At 68.2% G+C, this 20,069-nt stretch carries 16 protein-coding genes and 1 riboswitch; of the genes, 3 read left to right on the top strand and 13 right to left on the bottom strand.

Features of this window, described 5'->3' with window-relative positions; translation table 11 throughout:
• Positions 1-113: 113 nt before the first annotated feature.
• The 7 genes from ACGHX3_RS17675 to ACGHX3_RS17645 all read right to left on the bottom strand — a co-directional run bounded on the left by ACGHX3_RS17675 (position 114) and on the right by ACGHX3_RS17645 (position 11,274).
• On the bottom strand, positions 114-1,217 hold the full coding sequence (locus tag ACGHX3_RS17675; protein ID WP_394695733.1) for a toxic anion resistance protein: 1,104 nt from the start codon (positions 1,215-1,217) through the stop codon (positions 114-116).
• Positions 1,214-1,912 carry a hypothetical protein gene (locus ACGHX3_RS17670; protein WP_213605034.1) on the bottom strand — a complete coding sequence of 233 codons (699 nt, stop codon included), beginning with the start codon at positions 1,910-1,912 and terminating at the stop codon, positions 1,214-1,216. Before ACGHX3_RS17670 ends, ACGHX3_RS17675 begins: the two co-directional genes overlap by 4 nt.
• Entirely contained in the window at positions 1,909-7,227 is a 5,319-nt protein-coding gene (locus tag ACGHX3_RS17665; protein WP_213605033.1) for a DNA repair ATPase, read from the bottom strand. The genes ACGHX3_RS17670 and ACGHX3_RS17665 overlap by 4 nt, the downstream gene beginning before the upstream one ends.
• Positions 7,228-7,314: 87 nt before the next feature.
• Entirely contained in the window at positions 7,315-9,288 is a 1,974-nt protein-coding gene (locus ACGHX3_RS17660) for a hypothetical protein (RefSeq protein ID WP_213605032.1), read from the bottom strand.
• A gap of 30 nt (positions 9,289-9,318) precedes the next feature.
• Positions 9,319-9,954, bottom strand: coding sequence for a hypothetical protein (locus tag ACGHX3_RS17655; protein WP_213605031.1), 636 nt, complete (start codon positions 9,952-9,954; stop codon positions 9,319-9,321).
• A 16-nt stretch (positions 9,955-9,970) separates the two neighbouring features.
• On the bottom strand, positions 9,971-10,633 hold the full coding sequence (locus tag ACGHX3_RS17650) for a PspA/IM30 family protein (protein WP_213605030.1): 663 nt from the start codon (positions 10,631-10,633) through the stop codon (positions 9,971-9,973).
• Entirely contained in the window at positions 10,633-11,274 is a 642-nt protein-coding gene (locus ACGHX3_RS17645) for a DUF2170 family protein (RefSeq protein WP_213605029.1), read from the bottom strand. The genes ACGHX3_RS17650 and ACGHX3_RS17645 overlap by 1 nt, the downstream gene beginning before the upstream one ends.
• Positions 11,275-11,498: 224 nt before the next feature.
• On the opposite strand from ACGHX3_RS17645, the gene ACGHX3_RS17640 reads away from it, so the two are divergent.
• Positions 11,499-12,575, top strand: coding sequence for a glycerophosphodiester phosphodiesterase (locus ACGHX3_RS17640; protein WP_213605028.1), 1,077 nt, complete (start codon positions 11,499-11,501; stop codon positions 12,573-12,575).
• A gap of 5 nt (positions 12,576-12,580) precedes the next feature.
• Here the strand turns inward: ACGHX3_RS17640 and fabB are convergent, their stop codons facing one another.
• Complete coding sequence (gene fabB / locus ACGHX3_RS17635) at positions 12,581-13,789, bottom strand: beta-ketoacyl-ACP synthase I (RefSeq protein WP_213605027.1); 1,209 nt, start codon at positions 13,787-13,789, stop codon at positions 12,581-12,583.
• Between the two features lie 2 nt (positions 13,790-13,791).
• On the bottom strand, positions 13,792-14,307 hold the full coding sequence (gene fabA / locus ACGHX3_RS17630; RefSeq protein ID WP_056880816.1) for a 3-hydroxyacyl-[acyl-carrier-protein] dehydratase FabA: 516 nt from the start codon (positions 14,305-14,307) through the stop codon (positions 13,792-13,794).
• A 215-nt stretch (positions 14,308-14,522) separates the two neighbouring features.
• Between fabA and dinB the strand changes: the two genes are divergently transcribed.
• Positions 14,523-15,596: a DNA polymerase IV gene (gene dinB / locus ACGHX3_RS17625; RefSeq protein ID WP_213605026.1), complete on the top strand. Its 1,074-nt coding sequence runs from the start codon at positions 14,523-14,525 to the stop codon at positions 15,594-15,596.
• Between the two features lie 7 nt (positions 15,597-15,603).
• Here the strand turns inward: dinB and ACGHX3_RS17620 are convergent, their stop codons facing one another.
• The 4 genes from ACGHX3_RS17620 to ACGHX3_RS17605 form a co-directional block, all read right to left on the bottom strand.
• Positions 15,604-15,897 (bottom strand): DUF2218 domain-containing protein, encoded by a 294-nt coding sequence (locus tag ACGHX3_RS17620; protein ID WP_213605025.1) that lies wholly within the window; start codon positions 15,895-15,897, stop codon positions 15,604-15,606.
• A 104-nt stretch (positions 15,898-16,001) separates the two neighbouring features.
• Entirely contained in the window at positions 16,002-17,888 is a 1,887-nt protein-coding gene (gene btuB, locus ACGHX3_RS17615; RefSeq protein ID WP_213605024.1) for a TonB-dependent vitamin B12 receptor, read from the bottom strand.
• Positions 17,889-18,013: 125 nt separating this feature from the next.
• A riboswitch (cobalamin riboswitch) is annotated at positions 18,014-18,236 on the bottom strand.
• A gap of 99 nt (positions 18,237-18,335) precedes the next feature.
• On the bottom strand, positions 18,336-18,707 hold the full coding sequence (locus tag ACGHX3_RS17610; protein WP_162338100.1) for a TfoX/Sxy family protein: 372 nt from the start codon (positions 18,705-18,707) through the stop codon (positions 18,336-18,338).
• Complete coding sequence (locus ACGHX3_RS17605; RefSeq protein WP_213605023.1) at positions 18,704-19,189, bottom strand: GAF domain-containing protein; 486 nt, start codon at positions 19,187-19,189, stop codon at positions 18,704-18,706. Before ACGHX3_RS17605 ends, ACGHX3_RS17610 begins: the two co-directional genes overlap by 4 nt.
• Positions 19,190-19,319: 130 nt before the next feature.
• Between ACGHX3_RS17605 and bioD the strand changes: the two genes are divergently transcribed.
• Entirely contained in the window at positions 19,320-19,985 is a 666-nt protein-coding gene (gene bioD / locus ACGHX3_RS17600) for a dethiobiotin synthase (protein WP_213605022.1), read from the top strand.
• Positions 19,986-20,069 lie beyond the last annotated feature (84 nt).

Genomic DNA, 20,069 nt, shown 5'->3' with positions numbered 1-20,069 from the left:
GTGGCGCAGTGCAGTAGCGTCGACCGGCGCTGGATGTCGCAATCCCTCGATGCCGGCATAGGCCACGGGGAGACGCGCGGGTCGATCTTCGCCTGCCGCGCGTCCCCATCGCATTACGGCGTGGCGTTGCCTGCTGTCGGCAGTGCCAGCCGCTTCTCCAGGTCTTCGCGCATGTCGACCAGCTCGGTGGACAGCTGCTTGCGCCTGGCCATGCCTTCGCGGTGGATCTCGCGGACTTCCTCGACGGTGCGGATCAGCGTCTCGTTGACCGTACGCAGCGTCTCGACGTCGATCACCGAGCGCTGGTTGGCGCGCGCAGTGCCGACGGCGGTGGAATGGACCAGCTCGGCATTCTTGCGCATCAGCTCGTTGCTGGCATCGTCGATCGCATTGGCGAGTTCGACCGCATTGCGCTGGTCGGCCAGCGACAGCTGGATGGCGAACTGGTTGCGCCACATCGGGATGGTGACGTCGCGCACCGCGCTGAACTTCTCGATCAGCTGGATCGCGTTGGCCTGGATCAGGCGGATCATCGGCAGCGTCTGGTCGGCCGCGTGCTGCAGCACCTGCAGGTCGGACACGCGCTTGTCGATCAGGCGCAGCGCGGTGTCGAGCACGGCGCGGCGGGTACGCGACTCGGGATCCTCCTGGACGGACAGCGAGGCCAGTTCCGCTTCCAGTTCGGCGATGCGGACGCGGCCGGCGGCCACGTGCACGCCCAGTTCGCGGCGCTCGTCCAGCACGATGTCGTGCATCTGGTCGTACTCGCGCACGCGCTGCTGCTGGATCTGCTGGGTCTTGCCGACATCGCCCATCAGCTGGTCGATCTGGCGGTTGGTCGAGCTGTAGCGCTGGACCAGGTCGTCCTTGGTGGCGCGCATCTTGTCTATCAGCGGGCCGAGGATCGGCAGCTTGGAGCGGCCGTGGAAGGAGTCGAGGTTCAGCGAACGCGCGATGCGTACGACGTCGCCCAGCTTGTCGCCGCTGCTGTCGAGGTCGGCATTGCGGACCTTGTCCAGCAGCTGCGTGCTGAAGGCGCTGGTCTTCGTCGTGGCTTCGCGGCCGTAGGTGTGCAGATTGCCGGGCGCGATGTCCTGCAGCGCCTTCGCCGCTTCCTGGATGCGCGGGATGTCGGCACTTTCCAGGCCCAGGTCGGTCAGCAACTGTGGCGACAGCGCCGCGGGGACCAGCGTCTGTTCGGGATTCGTCGTCGTCATGGGGCCTCCTGGGGTTGGGTTCGCTGCGTCGCCGGTGGCGTGGCTGCCGGCGAGGGCAGGTGTTCGATGTGGGCTTCCAGCTCATCTATCGTCCGCATGGCGGAGGATAGCTGCATTCCGTGACCTGCACCGGCCGCGACGCCCTGCTGCTGGTCCAGCAGCACGGACAGGCGTGGCAGCTGCTGCGCGTGGCGTTCGGCGATGGCGAGCGCGTTGGCAGCGACGAGATCAAGCTGGCTGGCGGTGATCTCGTAGGCGCTGCGCAGCGTGACGAGATGCGCGAGCCGCGAGGTGCCGGCAGGCGTGCCGCCTTCTGCGGCAGCCTGTCGGCGCGCGAGGCTATCGATCTCCTGCTGTAGCTGCACACAGGCGTCGCGTAGCCGCTGCGCATGCCCGGAGAGTGTCGCATGCTGCCGATGCAGTCGCTCTGCCTCGAAGCCGGCCTGTCGCAACAGAATGCCGCTGCGTTCGCGTAGCGAGCGCGCCTCCGCGGCGAGGCGGATGTCGCGGCCGATCAGGCGACCCCAGAAGCCGACGCTGCGACGCAGTGCACGTGGGTCTGCCGAGAGCAGCACGGTGCGCAGGTCGCGAAGCGTCGTCTGCAGGTCGCCCGCACTGGCCTGCGCCAATGCACGGATGGCCGCGGCGTGGTCGGCCAGGCCTGGAGTGTCGGTGTCCGCGGGAGGCAGGTTCACCTCGGCAAGTCTCCCTCGCCGTCGTCCTGCGTCAACGGCGACACATCCAGCGTCGGCGTCGGACGTTCTTCCTTGAAGGCGAGGCTCGCGATCACCTGGTCGAACTCCGCTTCGCGCGGCGAACGCGGCTTGGCCTTGCGCGTGCCCGCAGGCGCAGGCGCCGTCGCGGTGCTGCGCATCGCCTGCGCCAGCGCGACGAGCGCCGCATTGAGCTGGTCCTGGCGTACCATCGTCTGCTGCAGCGCGTCCAGCACCGGCGCGGTATCGATCATCGGTGCCGGCGTGGGCGCTGGCGCCGAGACCGGTTCCGGCATGCGCAGCGACTGCAGTGCGGACAGCAGTGCTTCCCACGGTGCGGGCGGCGCTGCTTCGACCTGCGCCGGTTCGCCCAGGCGCTGCAGGCCGACGGCGATGTCGGCCAGCTGCGCGACGACGCGGCCGCCGACATCGGCGTCCTCCGCACCCATCGCCTTGTTGCGCAGGAAGTCGGCCTTGATCTGCTGCCAGCGCGCCAGTTCGTCGCCGGCCAGCGTGCCGCGAAGCTCGCCGAGCTTCAGCAGGTTCTCCTCCGCACCGGTGGTCAACAGCTGCGCCTCGCCCAGGTAGTGGTCGGAGATCAGCTGCTGCAGCTCGGCGGCGTTCATCACCGGCGAGATTTTCTCCGCCAGCTTGTTCATGTTGCGGTAGCTGCCCTGCAGGCGGAACGGCGGCTCCACCCGGTACTTGTCGGCCTGCGCGGCGCTGGCGATGTATTGCTGGTTGACGCGATAGACCACGTCGCGCACGGTCAGCAGGCGCTGCAGCACGGCGACGATCTCGCCGATCTCCGCGCCGCTGTACGCGTGCGACAGCTGGTTGGTGCTGACGTCCTTGCCGCGCGCCTTGTCGACCAGCAGGTAGAGATCGACCATGTCGCGGGTCGCGAGCGGCGCCAGTACCGGGTTGGACGTCAGGCAGTTCTCCACGTAGCTCAGCAGGAATGCGTCCTCCATGCCGCCGAGCACGTCGCCCAGGTTGTAGATGTCGGCGCGGTTGGCCAGCATGTCCGGAATCTTGAAGACCTCGCCGGATTCCGTGTACGGGTTGCCCGCCATCACCACCGCGAACTTGCGCCCGCGCATGTCGTAGGTCTTGGTCTTGCCGCGCCAGACGCCTTCGATGCGGCGCGTGCCGTCGCACAGCGAGATGAACTTCTGCAGGAATTCGGGATGCGTGTGCTGGATGTCATCCAGGTACAGCATCACGTTGTTGCCCATCTCCAGCGCCAGGTTGAGCTTCTCCAGCTCCTGCCGCGACGTCGCATCCGGCGCCTGTGCGGGATCCAGCGAGCGCACCTCATGGCCGAGCGCGGGGCCGTTGATCTTCATGAAGACCAGGCCGAGCCGATGCCCCACGTATTCCATCAGCGTGGTTTTGCCGTAGCCCGGCGGCGAAATCATCATCAGCAGGCCCATCAGGTCGCTGCGCTTGTTCTCGCCGACGGTGCCCATCTGCTTGGCGAGGTTGTCGCCAATCACCGGCAAATAGACGTCGTTGATCAGCTTGTTGCGCACGAACGAGCTCAGCGGCCGCGCCTTGAACTCCGACAGGCGCATCGCCGCGCGCTCCCGCTGCGCGACCTCGCCGCGCAGCGTCTGGTAGCGCTGCCACGCCGGCACGAAGTGCTCGCGATGCGCGGTGAAGCGCACCGGCAGGTCGTCGACGGCCAACGAGAGCCGTCCCTCGCGGATGCGTGCGTGTTCGCCGAGCAGTCCTTCGACGGTCGTCATCAGCGTCACGTGTTCGATGATGTGCGTCAGCTGCGCGCCGTGGCGGAACAGCGCGATCGCTTCCGGCACGTACGCAGCCAGGTGGGCCTGGTCGGGCAGTGCGGTCAGCGCGTCCAGCGCCTGCCGCAGCAGCGACCAGGCCGCGGCCGGACGTCCGTCCAGCCGTTGCAGCGCGCTGGCCAGCACGCTGCCGCCGGCCTCGTCGGCCAGGCGTGCGCGGAACGCCGCCACCAGCGATTCGGCGTAGTGGGTGAAGCGGAACGTGGGCGTCGCGCTGGCGACGGTGTCCGCTAGGAACGCCGCGGCGGCCGATGCGTCCGTGGTGGCGAAGGGCAATGCATCGCGCTGCACCCACTCGATGATCGACGTTGCCAGTTCGTCGCGCAGCGTCTGCAGGGCGCGGCCTGCGGGCGACATCGCATCGATCGCGCGGGCCGCCCGGATCCGGTCGATCGTCTCCTGCGGTACCGCGTCGCCGCGGCACCACCAGGCCACCGCCAGCGCACGCGCGGCGGGCGCGTACTGCAGCGTGCCGGCGGCCTGCCGCAGGGGCAGGAAGGCGCGCAGGATCGCGGCAGCGTCGTGGTCGTGGATGCCCTTCTCGTATCCCTCGCGATAACGCGGCGCGGCGTAGTCGCGCACGATGCGGTCCAGCGCTTCCGGATCGGCGAGCGCGTGGTCGAGCTGCTGCGCGGCCAGGCCGCCTTCGCCCGCCAGCGCATCCTGCAGCAGCCGGCAGGCGAGGTACTCGCCGCGGTACAGCGAGGGCGATTCGGATTCGAGGGTGACGTCCCAGTAGGCGCGCAGCGCGTCCAGCGCCGGTTCCTGCAGGGGCTCCAGATAATCGGTGCCGGTCAGGTGCACGGCCAGCGTGTCGCCGCGCGGGATCAGCGTCAGGTCCAGCGGCTGCGTGTTGACGCTGAAACGGTGGCGCGGGCCGAGGCGGATGACGTTGCCCGCGTCTTCGAACAGGTCGCTGCGGTCGCGCAGTCCGCGCACGGCCTGGTCGCGCGCGCCCTTGATGCGCGCCTCGATGTCGTCGGCCTTCACCGAGTCCTTCAGCTCGCGCAGGCGGCCGGCCAGCTCGCGCAGCTTGAGGATCAGCGCGTCGCCAGCGAAGAAGGCGTTGAGTTCGTCCGGCGTGGTGAAGCGCTCGGTGCGCCGGCCGAGGCCTTCCAGGATGCGGTTGGCGGCTTCCTGCACCGACTGCGCCTTGCGCTGGCGGTCGTCCAGCAGCGCCTGCTTGTGCGCCTCGAACGCCTCCAGCATCTCTTCGCGCTTGGACAGGATGTCGCCGAGGAACTGCTCGTGCTCGCCGAACTGGCTCTCCAGTTCCTCCAGCTGCACCATCAGGCGCGACAGCTGCTCGTCGGCGCGCTCCGGCGTGGTCGCCATCGCCAGCGCGTTGCTGACGGCCTGGCCGAACAGGGTGAATTGCGCACCGAACTGCGCCACCGCTTCGGCCGAGCCCAGCTCGCGGCGGCGCTGGGTGGCGCGCGCGCGGGTCTGGTTGAGCTTCGAATAGATCGCGGACAATGCATCGACCACGCGGGTGCGCTGGGTGGCGTCGTCGACTTTCAGCGTCGCCATCAGCTCGGACAGCATGTCGAGCTCGCCGGCCATGCCCTGCATCGCGTCGATGGCCTCGGCCAGTTCACGCGCGCTGGCCGCCTTCTGGGCGCGCGCATCCAGTTCGACCAGGCGCAGCTGGAACGGCGCCAGTGCCTTCTCGCCGGCCAGGAACTGCCCGGTCGCGGTGCCGACGCGCTCATGCGCGTCCTGCAGCGCGACCGTCATCGCGTCGATGGCGGCGGTGTCGATGTAGCGGTAGTCGCGGATGGTCAGCAGGTGGCCGCGCAAGCGCGAGACCGCGCCCAGCGCCTCTACGAACTCGCCGATGCCGTTCCATCCCTCCGGCTGCAGGCGGCCGAGCAGCGCGCGATGGTCGCGCTGTGCCTGCGCCATCGAGGTCTCGGACTGGCGCCGGATCTCCTGCACCTTCTCGTACTCGTCCAGCACCGACTCGCCGGTACCGGCGATCTCGTGCAGCAGCGTGGCCAGGCCCTCGCACTGCGCGTCGTCGATCCAGTGGTGCAGGTCGAAAAGCCGGCGCGTGCCGTGCGTCAGCAACTGGTAGCGCTGCGCAGAGACGTCGTCGCGCTCGATCTCGCGGGCCAGGTCGAACAGGTTCGACACCGCACGCACCAGCTCGGCATTGCCGAGCTTGGCCATGAACGAGGTGCCGGCGGGTCGTGTTGCGGCGAACTCGTCGGAACTGAAGGGCGTCTGCCACACCTGCATCGGGTGCACGCGGGTGGGGTCGTCGTTCTCGGCGCGGAACAGCACCATGCGGCCGTCGTGCAGGCGCGCATAACCGTGCGCGAGCACGGGCGGCTGCAGGCGGCGCTGCACCAGGTTGTAGACCAGCAGCGCGGCCTGGCCGGTTTCGCGCTCGTAGAACACGTACATCACGTCTTCGCCGTTCGGCGAGCGGATCGTGCGCTTGTACTGCATGTCCTGCACGGCGGCATCGAACGCCTTGTGCTCGCCGTTCTGCAGGTAGTAGCCCCCGGGGAAGATGATGCCGTGGTCTTCGGGCAGCTGGATGCAGGCCTGCACGATGGCGTCGAGGCGCGTCACCTTGCCGGTCTGGGTGTTGTAGACCAGACCGCGCCACACGCTCTCGCGGTACGGCAGCACCTTCAGCAGGATCAGCGAGCCAACGCGTGCGAACTCGATCTGCGCATCGTCCAGCGACTGCGTGCGGTCCTCGACCGGTTCGCTGTAGACGCCGGCGCCGGTCTCGGTGTTGTTCTCCACTTTCAGCGTCAGGTCGCCGCCGATGGTCTCGACGAACAGGGTGTCGAGGATGTTCAGGTGCGGATGGCGGCCGCTGACTTCCATGTCCTTGGTCGCGCGCGTCCATTCGAAGTCGAACGGCGGTGGCAGCACGATGTCGCGCTCGCCACGGGCGTCCAGGTAGTTCACCTCACCCTCGGAGGTGAGCGTCCAGCGGAACACGCGCACGTCGGTGTTCTTCAGGCCGATCTGGAACGCCATCAGCAGGCGGCCGTCGCGGACGATCAGCTGCAGCAGCCTCGCGTCCTTGTAGTAGCTGTACAGTTCGCTGAAATCGCGCTGGAACACGCCGTCCGCGAGGAAGCTGGCGGCGATGTCGACCGGTGCCACGTCGTAGCCTTCGCCGGCCTCCACCAGGCGGTAGATGCCGAACACGTCGGCGACCGAGGTGGTCGTCTTCAGGCCCATGTAGACGTTGAAGCCGAACAACAACAGGTCGCCGACCTGCACGATGTCGCGTCCGACCGAGTTGTGCTCGGTGCGGATGCGCAGGCGGCCGATGGCTTCCATCCGGCTGTCGCCGAACTCCTGCAAGCGGCGCGCGTTGAGCGCTTCCACGACGGTGCGCAGCCGGGCGCCCTGCTCGTCGAGGCGGCGGCGCAGCACGTCGTAGGCGCCGCCCTGGGCGACGGCCTGGTCGACCTGCGCGTCGGTGGAGGGGACTTCGGTGTTCGGCGTATCGGACATCGGACCTCATCCTCGCCCGTCCTGGGCGGTCGATGCGGAAATCGGGGCCGGCGGCACGCGCCGCCGGCCCGGCTCAGGCGCGTTGGATCAGGCGTCGGTCGCTTCGGCCTGGCGGCCGGCCACCGGCAGGCCGGAGCCCGCCAGGCGGCCCAGCAGCTGCGCCGCGATCGGGCTCTCGCCGACGATGCCTTCCAGCGCCTTGCCCAGCGACACGCCCTTGGTCAGCGCGTTGAACACGCCGCCGTCGCCGCCGATCAGCTCGATGTTGGCGTTCTTCAGCGCGCTGCCCAGGATCTCGGCGTTCTCGCGCGAGATCGCCTTGCCCGCGTCGATCGAGGCCAGCAGCTGGCGCAGCTGGGTTTCCAGCAGCATGCGGAACTCCTCGTGGCTTCGCGCGTCCGGGCTCATCTTGCCCATGGCGTCGAACTTCGAGGTCAGGCCCTCCGCCTCGGCGGACATCTTCTTGGCGATGTTGCTGGCCTCGGCATCGCCCATCGCCTGGGTGGCGCTGGCGTTGGCATGGCCCAGCTTCTGCGCGCCATCGGCCTCGGCGCTCAGGCGCTCGGTCAGCACGCGGGCGTCGGCGTTGCCCTGCTTGTAGGTCGCATCGGCCTTGGCTTCCAGCACTCGCGCCTCGGCCAGGCCGGTCTTCTCCATCGCCACGGCGTTGGCCTCCTGCACCTGCGCCTGTGCCAGGCCGGGCGCCGCGGTCTCGGCGCGGACGCCGTCGGCCATGACGCGCTTGGCCTCGGCCTGCTTGCCGGCGGCCTGCAGCTCCGCATCGGCCAGCACGGTCAGCTCGACGGCGCGGTGGCGCGCCGCCTGCTCCGCAGCTTCGGCGGCCTTGACGTCCTTGACCAGCGTCTCCTGCGCGGCAGCTTCGGCGGCCAGCACCGTCACCTGCTTGGCGCGTTCGGCTTCGGCGACCTCGCGGGTCTCCTTGATCTTCTCCTCGGCCACCGCGACGGTCTGCTCGATCTGGGTGCGCTCGCGCACGACGTTGGCCACTTCCATGCGGCCCTGCTCGACCACCTTGTCGCGGTCGACCTGCTGCATCTGGACTTCCTTGTCGGTGTTCACCCGCTCGAGCTGTTCGGCGCGGGCCACGCGCTCGAGTTCGATGGCGACCGCGCGGCGACGGTTCTGCTCGGCCACCTCGACCTGGCGCAGCTGTTCCTGCTCGCGGATCTTGATCTGCTCCTCGGTCTCAAGCCGCGCGCGCTCGGAGACCTGGCGCTGTTCCTCGATGACCTTGGCGGTCTCGGCGGCTTCGCGGGCGCGCACGGTCTCGACCTCGCGCTGCTGTCGCGCTTCGGCTTCGGCCTGCTGGCGCTCCAGCGCAAGCATGGCTTCGCGGGCCTCGGTGTTCTTCTTTGTGATCGCGAGCTTCTCGTTCTGCTCCAGTTCGTTGGTCTGCACGTTCTGGCGGGCGGTCAGCTCGGTGATCTTGCGGATGCCTTCGGCGTCCAGGATGTTGCTGGGGTCGAGCAGGTGCTTCGGCGTCTGCTCCAGGTAGTCGATGGCGACGTCTTCCAGCACGTAGCCGTTGAGGTCCTGGCCGATGACGGCGACGATTTCGTCGCGGAATTCCTGGCGCTTGTCGAACAGTTCGGTGAAGTCGAACTTCTTGCCGACGGTCTTCAGCGCTTCGGAGAACTTGGCGTTGAACAGCTCGTCCACGGCGTGCTTGTCGGACGCACGGTCGGCGCCGATCGCCTTGGCCACGCGAAGCACGTCGGCGGGCGTCTCGTTGACGCGCAGGTAGAAGGCCACCGCGATGTCGGCACGCATGTTGTCCTTGCAGACCAGGCCTTCCTTGCCGCGGCGGTCCACCTGCAGCGTGATCAGGCTGATCTTCATCAGCTCGGCCTTGTACAGCACCGGGATGATCAGCGCGCCGGTGAAATGCACCTTGGGGCTCGAACTCATGTCGTTGACGATGAGGGCCGTGCCCTGTTCGACCTTCTTGTAGAAGGCCTTGAAAATGCCGATCAGGCCGAAACCCAGCACCAGCAGGACGGCGAGTCCGATGACGAAGGGAAGGATCGTGGCTGTGCTCATTGCAGAACTCCTTGTAGACGGCGCGGGTACTTACTGCTGGTGGAAGGCGGTTTCGGACATGACGCGGTAGGTGTTGTCGGCTTCGACGTGTTCGATCAGTACGACGCGGTCCCCGCGCGAAAAGCGTTCGCCGGGCAGCGCGCGGACCTGCAGGATCAGGCCGGCGCCGCCGTCGTCGAAGTGGGCGCGTCCGCCGTCGGCGTCCGCGTACGGCGAGATCACCGCGCCGGCGCGCCCCAGCACGGAGGGCGGCACGGGCGGACGCAGGCGTGCGATCACCGCCGCCACCGGGCGCAGCAGCAGCGAGGTCACCAGTGCGCCGGGCAACAGGGCCGCGACCAGCGTGCCGGCACCGGCGATCCAGCGCACGCTGTCTGGCAGGTGCTGGAGCAGGAACAGGTGCACGAAGTAGGTGATCAGCCAGCCGAAGAAGGACAGCACGGTGAGCACCAGCATCATCGGCACGCCGGACAGGCCGAGCCTGGCCACCATGCCGGCGACCACATTGGGTTCTGCAGTGTCGCCGTCGGTGGCCAGCCAGCCGTCGACGGCATCGATATCGACGATGCCGGTGGACGCCATCAGCCAGTACACGGTGCAGAACGCGAGCAGCACGCTGTACACCAGCGTGGGGAAGGTCAGGGCGGTATTCAGGAACTCGTTCATCGTGGCTCCCCCTGGTTCAGCGCTTGCGCGCGGATGACGTGATGCGTTTCTGGGCCCGCGCCAGCACGGCCTGGGCGGGGTCGCTCGTTGTCGCCGCGCTTGTTTCACCCTTTATCGTGCCGGCAACGGATGGGCCACCGGTGCGACGCTTCATCCGTTGTGCCGAAGCGAAGGCCGGCTCCGGATACGTTGCCTCGCCGGGCTGCCTTCGTGCCACGGTAGCCTGTGCGCGCTGGAGGCTGTTGCTGGCACGCAGGATATCGAGCTGGTGCTTCAGGCGCCGCAGCCGGCCTTCCAGCTGTTCGCTGGCATGTGCGAACTGGTGCTCCTGCGCGGCAAGATCACGACCCTGAGCGACCAGTTCATCGCGCCGAGCCTGCAGGCGCACCACGTCGGTGGCCGCCGCGTGCGCCTGCGTGGCGCGACGCTGGCGCAGCGCGCTCTCCACTTTCGCTTCGGCGGTGGCGATGTCGGCCGCCAGTTCCGCCTGGCGTTGCTCGTTCGCGATGCGCCGCGCCTTCGCGGCCGCGTGATCGCCACGGGCTGCGTGCAAACCGTCATCGACCGTCCGGATCTCGCTGTCCAGCAGGCGTTCGGCGCGTTCGCCGAGCACGGCGTCGGCGACGCCCTCCATGCCGTCCTGGATGCGCTTGAACAGGTTCTTCAGTGCGTCCGGCATCAGGTCTTGGCCTTCTGCGCGACGCGCAGGTAGGGGCGGTAGGCGTCGGTGGCGTGGATGACGTTCTCGGCCAGCGTCTCGATCTCGAACATGACGTTGGCCAGGCTGGAGTGGCTGTCGAGCGCGCCGAACATGGAATATCCCGCGACGCCGCCGATCCGTTGCATGCCGATCGTGGAGAGCGGCAGCAGGACATGCGTGCTGAGCACGTGCGCGTTGAACGCGGCGGGGTCCGTCACGTCGTCCACCGGCCATAGATAGGCCTCGACCAGGATCTGCTCGCCGCCCACGGCCAGGAACACGGAAAGATCGCCGTACTCGTGCATCACCAGGTGCAGGCTGGGCTCGGCGCCCTCGATGGTCTCCACGCTGAGCAGGCCGTCACGGACCGCGCTTGTCTGGCCGATGGCATGGCGTATCGCCGGCACCGTCCATCCCGCCTCGATGGGCTGTGTCGGCAGGTAGGGGATGCCGGCCTCGCGCTCGGATTCCCGCATCGATTTCTCGATGGCGGCCAGTTCCTCCGCGTACTCCGGCCGGATCCAGACGTCCTTCTTGACCAGCCCCTGCTCGCGCATGCGCTCGCGGTAATTGCGAACGTGCAGCGTGGAAGCCTTGAGCGCGGGACGTGGAGCTGTCATGAAAGTGAACGTAGTGATTACATGTAATGTTGTCAAGCGGCGGTGCGGCACCGCCTTGGCTGGTGACGCCTGTCGCGCGCGTGTAACAGGCGGCATCGACAATGGCGCCGGCAACGAGGTCCCTCTCTCCTCCCGCGTTGCAGCGAAGCCCGGTCGACGCCGGGCTTCGTGCTTTCCGGGCCGCGCGCCGCGCGTGGTATGGTCGAGACGATGATGATTCGCCGATGCCGCTCCACCGCCTGTTCCTGTTCCTGCTCGCCATGACCGCCGCCCTGTCCGCCGAGGGACGGGCAGAGCCGCTCGTCATCGCCCATCGCGGCGCCAGCGCGCACTTGCCTGAGCACACGCTGGCCGCGTACCGGCGCGCGATCGCCGACGGTGCGGACTACATCGAGCCGGACCTGGTCGCCACGCGCGACGGCGTGCTGGTGGCGCGCCACGAGAACGAGATCGGCGGTACCACCGATGTCGCCCAGCGGCCCGAGTTCGCCGAGCGCAAGCGCACGCAGGTGATCGATGGGGAGACGGTCGAGGGCTGGTTCACCGAAGACTTCACGCTGGCCGAGCTGAAGACGCTACGGGTACGCGAGCGCGTGCCCGGACTCCGAGGCACCGCACACGACGGCCGGCATGAAATCGCGACGCTGGACGAAATCATCGCGCTGGCGTCGGAACAGGCCGTATGCACCGGCCGCACCGTCGGCCTGATTCCGGAGATCAAGCACCCCAGCCACTTCCAGCAGATCGGGCTGCCGATGGAGCATCGCCTGCTGGAGGTACTCGCCGCCCATGCCTACACGCGCGAAGCACCGGTGGTGATCCAGTCGTTCGAGCAGACCAACCTGCGTGCGCTGCGTGGACGTCTGGGGCCTTCGCATCCCAACATCCGGCTGCTGCAGCTGCTCGAGGTACCCGACAGGCAGCCGGGCGATGCGCTGGCTGCTGGCGATCCCACACGCTATGCCGACCTGATGACGCCGGCAGGGCTGCGGGACATCGCCGGGTATGCGGAGATCATCGGGCCATGGACGCGACTGCTGATGCCGCTCAGCGAGGACGGCACGCTCGGAACGCCAACCCCGCTGGCGGCGGACGCGCGCGCGGCGGGTCTGGAAATATGGCCCTACACGTTTCGTCCGGAGAACCATTTTCTCCCGCCGGCGCTGCGCGAGGGCGACGATCCGGGCACGCGAAGCGACGCGGGATCCGTCGAGGAGATCCGCGCCTATCTCGCGCTGGGGATCGGCGGCTTCTTCACCGACGATCCGGCGCTGGGGCGTCGCGCGGTCGACGCCCGCTGAGTCGCTTACACCCGGCCGAACACCAGGCTGGCGTTGGTGCCGCCGAAGCCGAAGCTGTTCGACATCACCGTATCGAGCGTCGCATCGCGGCTCGCCTGCACGATGGGGAACGCTGCGGCGCCTTCGTCCAGCGTCTCGATGTTGGCGGAACCGGCGATGAAGCCGTCGCGCATCATCAGCAGGCAATAGATCGCTTCGTGCACGCTGGCGGCGCCCAACGAGTGGCCAGACAGCGCCTTGGTGGACGAGATCGGCGGCAGGGTGTCGCCCAGCGCGTTGCGGATGGCCTCGAGCTCGATCACGTCACCCAGCGGTGTCGAAGTGCCGTGCGTGTTGAGGTAGTCCAGCGGTGTGATGACGCCTTCCAGTGCCATCTGCATGCAGCGCACGGCGCCTTCGCCGGACGGCGCGACCATGTCGGCGCCGTCGGAGGTCACGCCGTAGCCCAGCAGTTCGGCATGGATACGTGCGCCGCGCTTCACCGCGTGGTCGTAGTCCTCGAGCACCAGCATGCCGCCGCCACCGGCGATGACGAAGCCGTCGCGATCGGCGTCGTACGGGCGCGAGGCATGCGTCGGATCGTCGTTGCGCTTGCTGGACAGCGCGCCCATCGCGTCGAACATCATCGTCAGCGCCCAGTGCAGCTCTTCACCACCGCCGGCGAACACGATGTCCTGGCGGCCGGCGCGGATCAGGTCCGCCGCGGCGCCGATGCAATGCGCGGAGGTCGCGCACGCCGCGGAGATCGAATAGCTGACGCCCTTGATCTTGAACGCGGTTGCCAGCGTCGCCGACACGGTGGAGCACATCGTGCGCGGCACCATGTAGGGGCCGACCTTGCGGATGCCGCGCGCGCGCAGCAGGTCGGCGGCTTCGATCTGCCACTCGGCCGAGCCGCCGCCGGAGCCGGCGATCAGGCCGGTGCGCGGCTGGCTGACCAGGGCCTCGTCGAGGCCTGCATCAGCGATCGCGTCGCGCAGCGCGATGTGCGCGAACGCCGCGGCATCGCCCATGAAGCGCTTCTGCTTGCGGTCGATCTGCGCGTCGAGGTCGATCTCCGGTGCGCCGCCCACGTGGCTGCGGAAGCCGAGCTCGGCGTACTGCGGGATGTGGCGGATGCCCGAGCGGCCTTCGCGCAGCGCGGCCGACACGGTGTCCGCATCGTTGCCCAGGCAGGACGTGATGCCGAGGCCGGTGATGACGACACGACGCATGGTCAGAAGCTCTCCGTCGAGGTGAACAGGCCCACGCGCAGGTCGCGCGCGGTGTAGATCTCGCGGCCGTCGACCAGCATGCGGCCGTCGGCCACCGCCAGCACCAGCTTGCGGTTGACCACGCGGCTGATGTCGATCTCGTAGCTGACGCGCTTCGCCGTCGGCAGCACCTGGCCGGTGAACTTCACTTCGCCCGAGCCGAGCGCGCGGCCGCGGCCGGGCGCGCCGATCCAGGTCAGGAAGAAGCCGGTCAGCTGCCACATCGCATCCAGGCCCAGGCAGCCGGGCATCACCGGATCGCCGAGGAAGTGGCACTGGAAGAACCACAGGTCGGGATGGATATCGAGTTCCGCGCGCACCATGCCCTTGCCATGCGTTCCGCCGTCCTGTCGGATCTCGGTGATGCGGTCGAACATCAGCATCGGGTCGTTCGGAAGTCGGCCGCTGTCGGGGCCGAACAGTTCACCGCGCGCGCTGGCCAGCAGCTGTTCGCGCGAGAAGGAAGCGGGGGCGTTCATTGCGTCGTCCATTCTGCGAAGGCGCAAATAATGCACACATGTGCATACGCTTGTCTTGATGCAGATCAACGGTGTTTTTTCCATACGCCGGCGTACCATCCGGCCAACGCAATTGCGGCAAGGGTTTCGCGCATCCTGTCCGCGACTCCACACGCAGCCGTATCGTTTCCATCCGCATCCATGCGATTGCGTACGGCGGCCGATATCATCGCGTGATGCGCAAGATCATCCACATCGACATGGACGCGTTCTACGCGTCGGTGGAGCAGCGCGACGATCCGTCGCTGCGTGGCCGGCCGGTGGTGGTCGCGTGGCGCGGCGAGCGTTCGGTGGTATGCGCGGCGTCGTACGAAGCGCGCGTGTTCGGCGTGCGCTCGGCGATGCCGGCGGTGCGTGCGGAGCGGCTGTGTCCGCAGGCGGTGTTCGTGCCGCCGGATTTCATCCGCTACAAGACAGTGTCGCGGCAGGTGCGCGAGATCTTCCTGCGGCACACCGATCTGGTCGAGCCGCTGTCGCTGGACGAGGCTTATCTCGACGTCACCGCGCCGAAGTCCGACCTGCCGACCGCCACGGCCGTGGCCGAGACGATCCGCGCGCAGATCCGCGAGGAAACGCAGCTCACGGCATCCGCCGGTGTGGCGCCGAACAAGTTCCTCGCCAAGATCGCCTCCGACTGGCGCAAGCCGGACGGACAGTTCGTGCTGCGGCCGCACCAGGTCGACGCGTTCCTGACGCCGCTGCCGGTCGAGCGCATTCCCGGCGTCGGCAAGGTGATGCAGGGCAGGCTCAACGCCGACGGCATCCGCACCGTCGGCGATCTGCGTGCGTATTCGCAGCATGAGCTGGAGGCGCGCTACGGCAGCTTCGGCGGAGGCCTGTACCGGCGCGCGCGCGGCATCGACGAGCGGCCGGTGGAACCTGACCAACCCGTGCAGTCGATCTCGTCCGAAGACACCTTCGCCACCGACCTGCCGTTGTCAGAACTGGAGCCGCACATCGTGCGCATCGCCGAAAAGGCGTGGCAGGCCAGCCGCAAGACCGAACGCGTCGGGCGCACGGTGGTGCTGAAGCTGAAGACCTCGCAGTTCCGCATCCTGACGCGCAGCTTCACGCCAGAGTCGCCGCCGGCCTCGGCGCAGGAGTTCATAGGCATCGCGCTGGCCTTGCGCGAACGCGTGGGCCTGCCGGCCTCGACGCTGTACCGTCTGGTCGGTGTGGGGCTTTCAGGGTTCCGCGATCGCGACGAGGCGGTTGTGCAGGCGGGATTGTTCGACCCGCAGGAAGTCTAGGCGCCGATCAGGCTGTACGCCACTCGAAGGCGAGGTCTTCGTTGCGCTCGAAGCGGCGCAGGTGCGAGGCGATCACCTCCTGCAGGCGAGCACGCGTTTCCGCATCGGACGTGAACAGTGTGATCGACAATGCATCGCCTTCCGCGGCGAAGTCCGCAGGGCCGAATTCGCCGAACGGAATGCGCGCATGCGCATCGTCGGGGCGCTCGATGTCGAACTTGTGCCGCCAGTGGTTGCACAGCGTGCGCAGGAGCCTGGCGGGATCCGTGGGACTTACGGTGACGTAGGCGGTGGGACGCATGGTCTTTCTGCAACAGGGAGAGGTACCTGTTCACGAGCGCCGCCCGACAACGACAAGGCCGGCAACGGAACAGTCCATTGCCGGCCCCGGATTCGACGTGCGACTCAGTCGCGCGCGCTGTAACGCAGGCTCAGGCCGTACTCGCGACCGGGCTGGTTGTACCAGGCGATCGTTTCGTACTCGCGGTCGAACACGTTGCTGGCGCGCGCCTGCAGCGACCATTCGTCGGTGATCGCGTACTCCAGGCGAAGGTCCAGCGTGCCGTAGCCGGCCAGGCGAACGCTGTTGGCGGCGTTGTCGTAGCGGTGGCTGGCGCCGTAGCCGGTCACGCCGAAGCGGAAGTCGCCGAATGCGCGGTCCACATCGATACGCGCGGTGTTGCGTGCGCGGCGTGCCAGCAGGTTGTCGTAGTTCGCGCCGGCGGTGTGGTTGCGCGGATCGGTGTGGCTGACCTGAGCGGCGATGTCGAAGCCGGCCAGCGTCACCGCGCCGGTCAGTTCGAGGCCGCGGATGCGCGCTTCGTCGGTGTTCGCCGGCAACCAGTTGCTGTCCAGCGCGATCAGGTCCTCGATGCGCGTCTCGTAGACGTTGACGCCCCAGTTCCATGCATCGCCGTACTGAGACAGCCCGACATCGAGGGTCTTGGAGCGTTCGGGTTCCAGCAGCGCATTGCCGGAGAACGGGTAGTACAGGTCGTTGAAGGTCGGCGCCTTGAAGCCGGTACCGGCGTTGACGGTCAGCTTGAAGCCGCCGCCGAAGCCGAGGCCCCAGCCCAGGTTGCCGGTGACGTGGTTGCCGAACTGGTCGTTGTCGTCGTTGCGCACGCTGGCCTGCACCTGCTGCGCGCCGAAGCGGCCTTGGTACTCGATGAAAACGCCGGTGTTGTCGCGGCTGTCCACGGGCACGCCGACGGTGTCGTTGACGAAGTCGACGCTGCTGGTGACTTCGTCGCGCTGCCAGTCGGCACCGGCGCTCAGCAGGTGCTGTTCGCCGAACGCGAAGTCGCCCTGCAGCGAGGCCGTGTCGCGACGCGTGTCGAACGTGCTGACATCCTCACGCGGGGTGCCCGCGCCGTCATTGAAATAGTTGTGCGACTTGTCCGACGCGCGGCCGATCTGCGCGGTGAGCATGGTGGCGGTGGACGGCTTCCAGGTCAGCTTGCTGCCCAGCACCTGCTGCACGTTGTCGGCTTCGTTGCCGCCGTAGATGCTGCCGTCGAATTCGTTGAAGGCGTCGGCATTCAGTGCGTGGCCTTCCAGCGTCAACGCATCGGTCAGCCTGTAGCCGGCGCGGACATTCAGGGAGACGTTGCGGTAGCCGTCGTCATCGGGCTCGTCGGTGAAGCAGCCCTGGAACAGCGTGCCCGACCCGCGGCAGGCGTTGATGCCGTCGGTTTCCTGGTATGCCGCATTTGCGCCGATCCAGCCGCGTTCGCCGCCGTAGGCGAAGCCGCCGCTGGCTTCGCGCAGGTTGTGGCTGCCGCCGCCGATGCGCAGTTCGCGCGACAGGCCTTGGGTGCCCCGGCGGGTGAAAATCTGGATGACGCCACCGATCGCTTCCGAGCCGTACAGGCTGGAGCGCGGGCCGCGCACGATCTCGATGCGTTCGATCTGGTCGACCGGCAGGTCCTGGAACGAGGCCAGGCCGGCGGTCGCCGAACCGATGCGGATGCCGTCGACCAGCACGAGCACGTGGTCGGATTCGGTACCGCGGATGTTGAGGCTGCTCAGCTTGCCCAGGCCGCCCTGGTTGGTGAAGCCGATGCCGGCGCGGCCCTTCAGCAGGTCGACCAGCGAGCGCGACTGGCTGCGCTCGATCTCCTCGCGCGTGATGAGCTGGGTCGGCGCCAGGCTGTCCTGCAACGCGACGTCGGTGCGCGTGCCGGTGACGACCACTTCGTCCAGGTCGGTGGCGTTCTGCGCGTGCGCGGCGAACGGCAGCGCCAGGGCGACCGCGGTGGTCAGAAGGGAAAGGGAATGACGGCTGTACATCGGACTCAACTCCATCGCGCGCCCCGCGCGCATTGTTCGGTGTGGAGTTGCGACGACGGAGAGGAACGTTGCGGACAGCGCAGCAGACGAACGGCGGCGCGGCACGCCGCGACGCCCTCCGCATCGCAACCAGTGGACTCCCAGGCCGGTCTCCGGGCTTGCGAAGGCGTGCGCAATGCACGCTGCCGGGGCGCCTTCCCATGCATGGATCGCACAGTGGCCGATGCCGCGGTTGTCGTCGCCTACCGTTGCGGGGGCAGCGCCGGAATGCCGCCTGCGCGGGTCACCGGCTTCCCGTTTCAACCCATGGCAGGACTGCCGAGGGTCACCTGAAAGCGCGCGCAGTATACGGGAAGCACCCGACGGTCATGTGGAACGGAGCTTGCTCCGCTGCTTTTCTGCAACGGACGGCGTGCGGCGTCGAGCAAGCTCGACGCTACCGCGGTGTCAGTCCTCGCCGCCGGGCGAGTCGAACAGATTGAGCGACGGGCCCGTGTCTTCCTCGCGCTCGGTGTGCGTGGTGGTCACCGGGCCGGCGGCGGGGCGGCCGCGCGGCGGCGGCAGCAGGGCCGCGGCGGCATCGTAGGCCACCAGCAGTTCCGCGCGGCGGTCTTCGGGCAGCTGCTGCCAGTGGCAGTCCAGCAGGGCGCCTTCCAGCGCGTAGAGCAGGTTGAGGCTGGGGCGGAAGCCCGCGCGCTTCACCCGGATGAAGGCTTCCACTGCACCCACGCCCTCCAGGTCCTCCTGCGTGCGCAGGCCGACCTGGCGCAGCCAGGCGGCGGACTTGGGGCCGATGTTGCGCAGCTTGGTGCCTGTCATGTCAGCGAATCCACGAAGATGGCGGCGATGCGTTCCATGCCCGCCTGGTCGTCGGCATCGAAGCGCGCCAGGCGTGGGCTGTCCAGGTCGAGCACGCCAACCAGTTCATCCCCTTTCACCAGCGGTACCACCAGTTCCGAGCGCGAAGCCGAATCACAGGCGATGTGGCCCGGGAAGGCCTCAACATCGTCCACGCGCTGGGTCTGACGGGTGCGTGCGGCGGCTCCGCAGACCCCCTTGTCCAACGGGATCCGCACGCAGGCTGGTAGTCCCTGAAACGGACCGACCACCAATTCCCGGCCATCGAAGAAGTAGAAGCCCGCCCAGTTGAAGTCCGGCAAGGCGTGGTAGAGCAGCGCCGCAAGGTTGGCGGCGTTGGCGATCCGGTCCGACTCGCCGGCCAGCAGGGCCCGCGCCTGTTCGGCCAACTGTGCGTACTGTTCCGGCTTGCTGCCGGTGAGCGTCTGGGAAGTGAATGACATGCGGTCGATTCTACTCCGCGGGTCCGGGAAGGGCCGGATATGATCCCGCTATGAAAGTGCATTACCCGAAAGCGCCGCCTGCAGGACACGGCCGCGCCACGCAAATCCCCGGAACGTGACGGAGCACGCAATGGACAGGCTCTTCGTCACGGGCACCGACACTGGCGCCGGCAAAACGGTCGCCAGCGCCGCGCTGCTGCATGCGTTCCGTGCACGTGGGTTGCGTGCGGTCGGCATGAAGCCGGTCGCCAGCGGTTGCGTGGCGACCGCCGAGGGCTGGCGCAACGACGACGCGCTCGCGCTGCGGGCGGCCAGCGACCCGGTGCCGCCCTACGACGACCTCAATCCGTACGCGCTGCCTGCGCCGCTGGCGCCGGAGATCGCGGCGCGCGATGCGGGCGTGGATGTGCAACTCGGGGTGCTGGTGTCAGCGTTCGAGCGCCTGCATCCGCTGGCCGATCTGGTGCTGGTGGAAGGCGTCGGCGGCTGGGCCGCGCCGCTGACGGCGACGCTGGACCAGCGGCACCTGGTGCAGGAACTGCGCCTGCCTGTCGTACTGGTGGTGGGCATGCGGCTGGGCTGCATCAACCATGCGCGGTTGAGCGCGCGGGCGATCCAGGATGACGGTGCGCGGCTGGTCGGCTGGATCGCGAACGAAGTCGATCCGGAGATGGAGCGCAGGGACGAAAACTTCGCGCTGCTGTCCGCGCGCATGCCGGTGCCGTGCTGGGGGCGCTTGCCGTATGCGCCGGCTGTCGAGGCGCGCGCGCTGGCCGCACACCTGTCGGTGCCTTAGTGACGGGGTGTGCGTGTTGCGCTGATGGCACGGCCAGTGCGACCAAAGCCCGGGCGTCGATCTGATGGGCGCGTTGCGACGCGT

Source organism: Pseudoxanthomonas japonensis (assembly GCF_043632995.1).
Taxonomy (GTDB): Bacteria; Pseudomonadota; Gammaproteobacteria; order Xanthomonadales; family Xanthomonadaceae; genus Pseudoxanthomonas_A; species Pseudoxanthomonas_A japonensis.
This window is presented reverse-complemented; position numbering and strand designations above follow the sequence as displayed.